We start from the raw sequence: 8820 nt of genomic DNA, 5'->3' as shown, positions 1-8820 counted from the left end.
CGGGCGCCGGACCGGTGTGCTGGCCCGCGACGCGGCGGTGCTGGCCGCGGCCGCGCACCTGGTCCCGGCCGGCACCTGGCTGCCCGGGCCCCGGCGCGTCCTCTTCCCCGCCCTGGCCGGGCAGGGCCGCTCCGACCACATCGCCCTCACCTTCGACGACGGCCCCGACCCCCACTCCACTCCGCGGTTCCTGGACGCCCTGGACGAGCTGGCGGTGACCGCCACGTTCTTCGTCCTGGGCGAGAGCGTGATGCGCTACCCCCGCACGACCCGCGAGATCGCGTTCCGCGGCCATGAACTCGCCGTCCACGGCTGGACCCACACCCGCCCCTGGCTGCCGAGGCCGGTGCGGGACGTCTCCGAGGTCGCGTACGCCGCCCGGGCGGTGCGGCTGGCCACCGGTGCCGAACCGCTGTGGTACCGGCCCCCGTACGGCGTCCTGACCGGTGGCCGCTGGCTCGCTGCCGTACGCGCCGGGCTGCGGCCGGTCCTGTGGTCCGCCTGGGGGCGCGACTGGTCCCCGAACGCCACCCCGGCGTCGGTGCTCGCCACGCTGCGCGGCGGCCTCCGGGGCGGCGCCACGGTCCTGCTGCACGACTCCGACCGGGCGTCGTCGCCCGGCTGCTGGCGCGTCACCCTGGCCGCGCTGCCGCACCTGGTGACCGCGTGCCGCACCGCGGGGCTGGAGGTGGGCCCGCTGTACGAGCACGGAGTGCCCCGGCTCCCGGCGTCGCCGGGGTGAAGCGGGGGAGCAGCCTGGGGGCCTGTCGACTACAGCCCGGTGCGCAGCCTGATCAGCGTGCCGTCCGCGTCCGCCTGCATCTGGACGACGTCGCACAGCATCCGGACGCCCCACAGCCCGAACCCGGTCTCCGAGCCGTCCGGCGGGGTGAAGCCCCACAGGGCGTCCGGGTACCAGTGGCCGGGCCCGGCGATCTCGCAGACCAGATCGCCGGCCTGGGTCCACACCAGCAGCTCCGCAGGGGCGCTGCCGTGGCGGATGGCGGTGTTCGCCACCTCGGCGACGGCGGCGACCATGTTGCGGAAGGCCTCCTGGCCCATGCCGTGCCGACCGGCCCGCTCGGCGATGAAGACGCGCACGGCGTCCAGATCGGCCCCCTCGACCGGCAGGCGCTCGGCCGTCGCCGGGGCGGGCGTCAGCGCCCGGCGGTCGCAGGTGGCGCTGAACGGGCCGGGGGCGGTGTACTCCATGCTCTGTTCCGCCCCCTGACCGTCGATGATCTCGGGGTGGGTCCGGCGCGCGTACGTGATGATCTCGGGGTGCAGCACCCGGCGGTCGTAACAGCAGATGGCGCGGGCGCCGGAGTGGGCGAACGCGGCGTTCACGATCGACTCGTAGCGCGCCCACTCCACCACCTCCAGCGGAGTGCGGCCCTGCCACACCGGCTCGGCGATCACCCGGACCCGGCGCGGCGACTCGGCCTTCACGAAGGAGTCGTACGCGGCGATGGTCTTCACCGGGTGCTGGTACCAGCTGAGCGCGTCCTCGAACTGCACCGCCGGGGCGTCCTGCCCGAGGGCGTCCCGCAGGGCCGCGATGTTCGACTTGGCCGCCACCACGGCCACCGCGTCGTCGGCCTCCAGACCCTCGCGCAGGAAGGGCACGCAGACGTCGACCACTTCCCCCTCGTCCCGGTAGAGGAACCCGCGGTGCACCATGGCCTCGTGGTGGTCCGCGACGGAGCTGGTCGGGCTGGTCATGGGGGCCTCCCTCGGCCGGGCTGGTGCGCGTGACAGCGCGCAGTCTGCCACCCTCGCGGCCACCGCGCAGCCGGATCATCGGGCGGTGAGGAAAACCCCCGATTCCGTGCGTGGACGTGTTCCTGACGGTGAATTAGCATCGCTGAGCGTGACACAGGTCAAGAGCATCACCGCAAATGGAATCGAGTTCGGCTATCTCGACGCGGGCCCGGCGGACGCCCCGCTGGCGCTCTGCCTGCACGGGTTCCCCGACACCGCACACTCCTGGCGCCATCTGCTGCCCGCCCTCGCGGACGCGGGCTACCACGCCGTCGCCCCGTTCATGCGGGGATACGCACCCACCGGCATTCCCGCCGACGGCGCCTACCAGGCGGGGGCGATAGCCTCCGACGCCAACGCCCTGCACGAGGCCTTCGGCGCCGACGGCGACGCGGTGCTCATCGGCCACGACTGGGGCGCCATCGCCGCCTACGGCGCCACCGCCCACGCCCCCGAGCGCTGGCGGCGTGCCGTGACGATGTCGGTGCCCCCGCTGGGCGGTGTGCTGGCCGACTTCTTCAACTACGACTACGGCCAGTTCAAGCGCTCGTTCTACATCTTCCTGTTCCAGACCCCGCTGGCCGAAGCGGGCGCCGCGGCCCATGACATGGCGCTCATCGACGGTCTGTGGCGCGACTGGTCGCCCGGCTACCACGACTCCGCGCAGGACATCGCGCACGTCAAGGAGAGCCTGAAGGACCCGGCCCACCTCGCCGCCGCGATCGGTTACTACAAGGCCCTGTTCGACCCGACCCGCCAGGTTCCGCGTTACGCGGCGGAGCAGGAGGCGATCACCGCCACCGGCGAGCGGCCGATCCTGTTCCTGCACGGCACCGACGACGGCTGCATCGGCGCCGACGTGGTCCACAGCGCCAAGGACCACCTCCCGGCGGGCTCCAAGGTGGAGCTGGTCGACGGCGCGGGCCACTTCCTGCACCTGGAGCAGCCCGAGCGGATCAATCGCGAGGTGCTGGACTGGCTCGCCGCCGAGTGACCCGTTCCCGTACGCCCCCCAACTCCCCGTAGGTCCCCGTAGGCCCCGCACGTCCCGGCCGGTATAGCGCCGCGGCATACCGCTTTACCGCCGCTATACCGCCGGTAATCCGCCCTCTCCGATGCTGGACGCATCGCCAAGCCCCGCCGGTGGAGATGCGTCTGGAGAGGGCCCGTGACCGTCGATCAGCAGCAGCAACCGCAACCGCACACCGAGGACGAACCCCTCTACGCCTGGAGCACCTATCAGGTCTCCGGCGGGGTGGAGGGGTCCGGTCCGAGCGGCACCTGCCGGGCGGAACGGACCGCGCGCGCCTGCCTCGAAGCGGCGCTCCAGGCCGCGGTCGTCCACTCCCACGCGTATTCCTGGGGGCAGCTCAGCCGGGTGTCCGCGGACGTCGACCTGCCGTTCCACCTCTGGTCACGGGCCCCGGTCGCCTGGGCGGAACCGGGACCCAGTGACACGGTCACCTGGCGTCCCGGCCCGGCGCCGCATCCGCGGTGACGGATCCGGCAAGCGGCAGGGCGAGGCAGGACCAAGGGCAGGGGAATCTCGGATGAACAGCAGCGGGCCCGGCATCGGGCTCACCACGGTGGAGTGGCAGCCGGTCGACCACGGTCGCCACTCCGGCCATCAGGCGAACCCGGCGCGGGTCTACAACTATCTCGTCGGCGGCAAGGACAACTACCTCGCCGACTACGAGCAGGCCCAGCGCTTCCTGCGGATCGCGCCGGAGATCCGTGACACCGCCCTGGCCAACCGCCGGTTCCTCCAGCGGGCGATGGCGGAGCTGGCCGACGAGGGCATCAGCCAGTTCCTGGACATCGGCTCGGGCCTGCCCACGACCCCGAACGTGCACGAGATCGCCCAGGCGGTGAACCCCCGGGCCCGGGTGGTCTACGTCGACAACGACCCCATCGTGGCCAGCCACGGACAGGCCCGGCTGGCGGTCCCCGGCACCACGATGATCAGCGGTGACCTGCGCGAGCCCGACAAGATCCTGGCCCATGACGAGGTGCGCCGACTCCTCGACCCCGGGCAGCCCGTGGCGATCGTGCTCACCTTCATCCTCGACTACCTCGACGCCAAGGACGATCCGTACGGTGTCGTCGCCCGGCTCATGGAATGGGCCGCGCCCGGCAGCTGTCTGATCCTCTCCCATGTCACCGGCGACTTCACCGACGAGACGCCCGGCGACCGGGACTGGGCACCGCTCAGCGTCAGCCCGGTGACCGCGGCCCCGCGCGACCACGACGGAATCATGGGCTTCTTCCGCGGGCTCGACCTGCTCGAACCGGGCCTGGTGCAGCTGCCCGCCTGGCGCCCGGGCATCGGCGCCAAAGACGACCCGAGCCGGGTGTGGGCGTACGGCGGGGTGGCCCGCAAGCCGTGACCACCGGGCCGGGCCCCGCGGTGTCTCCGGCGCCCCGGCACCGCCTCAGTGCGGGCCGGGGCCGATCTGTAGCGTCATGCAGGCGGGGAACAGCCCGCTCCAGGTGTGCCCGCGCCAGCTCTCGTACGTACCCGGCCGCTGCCACACCGGCAGCGCCTCGTCCAGGTGCGCCCGGCCCTCGGGGAACTTCCCCTGCTCCATGTACGTGATGCCGATCTCGTACATCGCGAAACCCTGATGGTGGACGTCGCCGGTCCGCCGGGCGTGCTCCAGGCTCTCCTTGAAGCACGTCAGCGCCTCCTCGGAGCGGCCCAGACCGCGGTGGGCGCGGCCCAGGTTGCCCAGGCCGATCACCTCGGCCGCCAGGTCCCCGGTGTCCCGGGCCAGGGCGAGCTGACGCCGCTGCACCCCGATGGCCTCCTCGAACAGCCCCAGTTCGGACAGCGCGTCCGCCAGGTTGCACAGCGACCGCTGCTCGCCCCGCTGATGGCCGATGGCGCGCCAGATCTCCAGCGCCGACTCCAGGGTGGCCCGCATCGCCTCGTAGCTGTGCTGGAGCCAGTGCGCGCCCGCGAGATGGTCCAGCGCCCATGCCTGGCTCTCCAGGTCGCCCAGCCGCCTGGCCGCCCCGATCGCCAGCTCGTTGACCGTCTGGAGATCCTGGGCGTGCGCCCGCGGATACAGGAACCACTGGAGGGCCTGGGCCAGCCGGATCCCGAGCCGGGCGAGCGCGTCGGACTGGGTGACGGCGTGGGCGACGGCGGCCAGCAGGTTGCCCGCCTCGGCCTTCAGCCACGCCTCCGCCTCCGTGTGGTCCCGCAGCGGGACCACGGCGCCCTCGACCGGATGCCGGGGCCAGGGCCGCTGCGGGTCGAGCAGGGTGACCGCCCGCTGGGTGGTGGCCACGTAGGCCGACATCGCCCGCTCCAGCGCCGCCGCGGGCGCGGCTTCGGGCTCCTCCTGCTCGGCCCGCTCCGAGGCGAACAGCCGGAGCAGGTCGTGCATGTGGTACCGGTCCGAGTCCGGGCTCTCCAGCAGCTGCGCGTCGACCAGCCGCTCCAGCGCGTTCTCGGTGCGGTCGGCCGGATGGTCCAGCAGCGCGGCCGCCACCGGCAGGCTCACGTCCTGCCCGGGCACCGTGCTGAGCAGCCGGAACGCGCGTACCGCGTCCGCGTCGTCGGAGCGCCCGCCGAGCCGGAACGCGTCGTAGCTCACCTCGAAGCTCGTGCGCACGGCCAGGTCGCCGAAGCGCAGTTCGTCCAGCCGGCCGCGGGCGTCGGTCAGCTTGGCCACCAGGGTGCGCAGCGGCCAGGCAGGGCGGGCGGCCAGCCGGGCGCCCGCGATCCGCAGTGCCAGCGGCAGACGGCCGCACAGCCGGGTGATCTCCTCGGCCTGCGCGCGCTCGGCCCGTACCCGCTCCACCCCGACGATCCGCTCCAGCAGCGCCACCGCCTGGTCGTGGGGGAGGACGTCGAGATGCAGATGGGTGGCGCCCTCCAGGGTGGTCAGCATCTCGCGGCTGGTGACCAGCGCGGCGCAGTCCGGCCCGGCGGGCAGCAGCGGGCGGACCTGGTCCACGGAGGCGGCGTTGTCGAGGATGACCAGCAGCCGACGGCCCGCCACCAGCGAGCGGAACTGGGCCGACGCCTCGTCGGCGTCGCCCGGCACGCTCGACCCGTCCACGCCGAGGGCGCGCAGGAACCGCCCCAGCACTTCGGCCGGTTCGAGGGCCGACAGCCCGGCGGTGGTGCCGTGCAGATCGACGTACAGCTGGCCGTCCGGGAACCGCTCGGCCAGCTGGTGCGCGGCGTGGATGGCCAGCGTGGACTTGCCGACACCGCCGGTGCCGTCGATGGCCGCGATCACCACGGGGCGCCCGGACCCGCTCTCGGCGTTGTCGTCGTTTTGATCGCGCTGATCGTTTTGATCAATTTGCTCGCTTTGATCCAGGAGCGCCTGGATCACCGCCACTTCGCCATGGCGCCCGGTGAACGCCTGGCTGGCGGGCGGCAGTTGGCGAGGGCCCCGGGCGGCCGGGCGCGCGGCCGGGGCGGCGGGCCGCTCCTCCTTGCGCGGGGCCGGGGGCTCCAGCAGCGAGGCGTCGGCGGTGAGGATCCGCTGCTGGAGCCGCTGGAGCGGCGGGATCGGCTCGACCCCGAGATCCTCGGCCAGCAGCCGGTGCAGATCGCGGTACGCGGCCAGGGCGTCGGCCTGCCGCCCGGAGCGGTAGAGCGCCAGCATCAGGCGGCCGCGCAGCCCCTCGCGGTACGGATGCTCGGCGGTCAGCGCCTCCAGCTCGCCCAGGACGTCGGCGTGCCGACCGCACCGCAGATCGGCGTCGATACGGGCGTCCACGGCCTGGAGCCGGAGTTCGCCGAGCCGGGTGGTCTCCGCCTCCACGGACGGGGTCGGGGGCACGTCCGCGAACGGCGTGCCGCGCCACATCGCCAGTGCCTCGCGCAGCCGCTCGGCGGCGCGGGCCGGACTGGGAGACTCGGCCTCCCGGTCCAGCCCCCGCCGCCCCTCCTCGACCAGCTGCTCGAACCGGTGCGCGTCGAAGTCGGCCGCCTCCACGACCAGCCGGTAGCCGTGCGCCTTGTAGCCCTGCTTGTCGGTGATCAGGGCTCCGCCGGACGCGTCGCCCAGGGTCTGCCGGAGACGGGAGACATACGTCTGGAGCAACTTGGCCGCGCTCTGCGGCGCCCGGCCCTCACCCCACAGCTCGTCCAGGAGCCGTTCGGCCGGGACGGTCCGGTTGGCGTGGCAGAGCAGCACCGCGAGCAGCATCCGCCACTTCGCCGGGCCGAGGGACGTCCATTGGCCGCCGTCCCACAGCTCGAGCGCACCAAGGACCCGGTATCGCACCCGTAACCTCCGAGGCCCCCTGCCACAGCCCGGCCTCTGTCTCGTGGTCCGCGAGGACCGTCAACTCATTGCCCCGGTAACGGTATACCTCAGCTTTGGCCATGGCCGCGCCGATATCCCCGCATCCTGATCGGTCCCGAGCAGCGGGGCATCAGTCCCGGGCGACGGGGCACACGGGCCGGGAGGGAGCCCCGCCGCCGCGAATGGTCCGGACCGGGCCGCGTCGGAACGGGCGAGCGCGTCGGAACGGGTGAGCCCGTCAGAACGGGCGGTCCCCCTCGATGGCCACCCGCTCGGCCACCCGCGGGTGCGGCGCGTAGTCGTTCACCGCGTAGTGCTGGGTGGCGCGGTTGTCCCAGAACGCCACGTCACCCGGCTGCCACCGGAAGCGCACCTGGTACTCCGGGACCTGCGCCTGACGGCACAGATAGCTCAGCAGCCGGTCGCTCTCCTCCCGGTCCATGCCGGTGATCCGGGTGGTGAAGGAGGTGTTCACGAAGAGCAGCCGCCGCCCGGTCTCCGGATGGACACGCACCACCGGGTGCTCGACGGGTGGGAACGCGTCCTGGAACGGGGCGAGCCGCTCGGGACCGTAGAAGCGGGAGAAGCCGGGGATGAAGTCGTGCACGGCCGTGGCGCCGTCGATGCGATCCCGCACCTCCTGGGGCAGGTTGTCGTACGCGGCGGCCATGTCCGCCCACATGGTGTCCCCGCCGACGGGCGGGACCTCGCGCAGCTGGAGCACTGCGCCGAGCGCGGGCCGCTCCCGGAACGTGACATCGGCGTGCCACACGTTCTCGAAGGTGGGGGTGGCGCCCGCGCTCTTGTCGAAGCGGACCACGTCCTCGCTCGAGCCGCTGGAGAGCAGGGGGTTGGTCTCCAGCTCTCCCCAGTTCCGGGCGAAGTCGCGCTGCTGCGCGGAGGTGAGGTGGGCGCCGCGGAAGAAGAGCACCTTCCACTCCAGCAGGGCGCGGTTCAGCTCCTCGCGCAGCCCCGGCGCCAGCGGCCGCGAGAGGTCCGCCCCGCGGATCTCGGCCCCGATGGTGCGCCCCAGGGGCGCCAGCTCGAAGCGCTCGTACGGGCGCTCCTGCCACCCCTCGGGCAACCGGCGCAGCGTGCGCGCCCCCTCGTACAGGCCGCCCGCGGGCACGCGCGCGTCGCGCAGCACCGGCGGGTTCGGCGGGGTGTCGATGACGGTCATGGCGTTCTCCTCATGCGTGACGCGGCGGCGGACGAGCCGCTGGAACGGATGGCAGAGATGCCCTCGCGCCGCGCGGGGGAGACCCGGCGGGATGCGGTGCGGATGATCGCGGACGTGCGCTCGGTGTGGTCCGCGGCGTCCGGAAGCGATCTGAAGGGTCAGGAAGCAGACCGGGCGCGGGCCTGGCGGCACGGGACGGTTGTCGCGAGGGCCTGGCGAGGCCGACTAGAGGCCCGAGCGCTCACAGCCGGTCCGATCCGGGGCGCGAAGGTGTCCCGTCGTGTCGAACCGGTTCCTGATCATGGCGCCAATTGTGGGATCCGCCGTTCACCTCTGTCAATGGCCGTCTCACGCCGCGGCCGCCGAGGCGGGCGCGTCCACCGCGGTGCTCGGCGCCACGGCCGAGGGCCGGGCGCTGTACACCTCGCTCGGCCGGCGGACCGCGTCCCCGGTGACCGGCATCCTCCACCGGCCGGACGCCGCCCCCGTGGGGTGAGGCCCTACGGGGACGTGGCCGGGGCGTCGCCCAGCATGCTGCGGGTGCGCTCGAGCAGGGCGGGGCAGGCGCGGGCGACCAGGGCCCGGCCGGCCGGTCCGCTGGGGCCG

8 protein-coding genes are annotated in these 8820 nt (G+C 73.5%); 5 read left to right on the top strand and 3 right to left on the bottom strand.

From position 1 onward, the window contains the following. Positions 1–16: 16 nt before the first annotated feature. Positions 17–742, top strand: coding sequence for a polysaccharide deacetylase family protein (locus EEJ42_RS18745; protein ID WP_246096917.1), 726 nt, complete (start codon positions 17–19; stop codon positions 740–742). Between the two features lie 29 nt (positions 743–771). Here EEJ42_RS18745 and EEJ42_RS18740 read toward each other — a convergent pair whose 3' ends face one another. Beyond that, positions 772–1722: a sensor histidine kinase gene (locus EEJ42_RS18740; RefSeq protein WP_123101064.1), complete on the bottom strand. Its 951-nt coding sequence runs from the start codon at positions 1720–1722 to the stop codon at positions 772–774. A gap of 148 nt (positions 1723–1870) precedes the next feature. Between EEJ42_RS18740 and EEJ42_RS18735 the strand changes: the two genes are divergently transcribed. The 3 genes from EEJ42_RS18735 (at position 1871) to EEJ42_RS18725 (ending at position 4148) form a co-directional block, all read left to right on the top strand. Continuing rightward, the gene (locus tag EEJ42_RS18735; RefSeq protein WP_123101063.1) at positions 1871–2755 is read left to right on the top strand and encodes an alpha/beta fold hydrolase; all 885 of its coding nucleotides are present in this window, start codon (positions 1871–1873) and stop codon (positions 2753–2755) included. Positions 2756–2929: 174 nt separating this feature from the next. Continuing rightward, positions 2930–3259, top strand: a complete 330-nt coding sequence (locus EEJ42_RS18730) for a hypothetical protein (protein WP_123101062.1) — start codon at positions 2930–2932, stop codon at positions 3257–3259. 52 nt (positions 3260–3311) lie between these two features. Beyond that, positions 3312–4148 (top strand): SAM-dependent methyltransferase, encoded by an 837-nt coding sequence (locus EEJ42_RS18725; protein WP_123101061.1) that lies wholly within the window; start codon positions 3312–3314, stop codon positions 4146–4148. Between the two features lie 45 nt (positions 4149–4193). On the opposite strand, the gene EEJ42_RS53870 is transcribed toward EEJ42_RS18725, so the two are convergent. Further along, positions 4194–7013, bottom strand: coding sequence for an AfsR/SARP family transcriptional regulator (locus EEJ42_RS53870; RefSeq protein WP_123101060.1), 2820 nt, complete (start codon positions 7011–7013; stop codon positions 4194–4196). Positions 7014–7272: 259 nt separating this feature from the next. Beyond that, positions 7273–8214, bottom strand: a complete 942-nt coding sequence (locus tag EEJ42_RS18715) for a TauD/TfdA dioxygenase family protein (RefSeq protein WP_123101059.1) — start codon at positions 8212–8214, stop codon at positions 7273–7275. A 280-nt stretch (positions 8215–8494) separates the two neighbouring features. On the opposite strand from EEJ42_RS18715, the gene EEJ42_RS18710 reads away from it, so the two are divergent. After that, positions 8495–8710, top strand: coding sequence for a hypothetical protein (locus EEJ42_RS18710; RefSeq protein WP_123101058.1), 216 nt, complete (start codon positions 8495–8497; stop codon positions 8708–8710). Positions 8711–8820 lie beyond the last annotated feature (110 nt).

The organism is Streptomyces botrytidirepellens, from assembly GCF_003721215.1.
In the GTDB taxonomy this organism is placed as follows: domain Bacteria; phylum Actinomycetota; class Actinomycetes; order Streptomycetales; family Streptomycetaceae; genus Streptomyces; species Streptomyces himastatinicus.
This window is presented reverse-complemented; position numbering and strand designations above follow the sequence as displayed.

Excerpts from the sequence above, each read along its gene's own strand:
- EEJ42_RS18740 (WP_123101064.1), bottom strand. The coding sequence starts at position 1,722 with ATGACCAGCCCGACCAGCTCCGTCGCGGACCACCACGAGGCCATGGTG.
- EEJ42_RS18725 (WP_123101061.1), top strand. The coding sequence starts at position 3,312 with ATGAACAGCAGCGGGCCCGGCATCGGGCTCACCACGGTGGAGTGGCAG.
- EEJ42_RS18715 (WP_123101059.1), bottom strand. The coding sequence starts at position 8,214 with ATGACCGTCATCGACACCCCGCCGAACCCGCCGGTGCTGCGCGACGCG.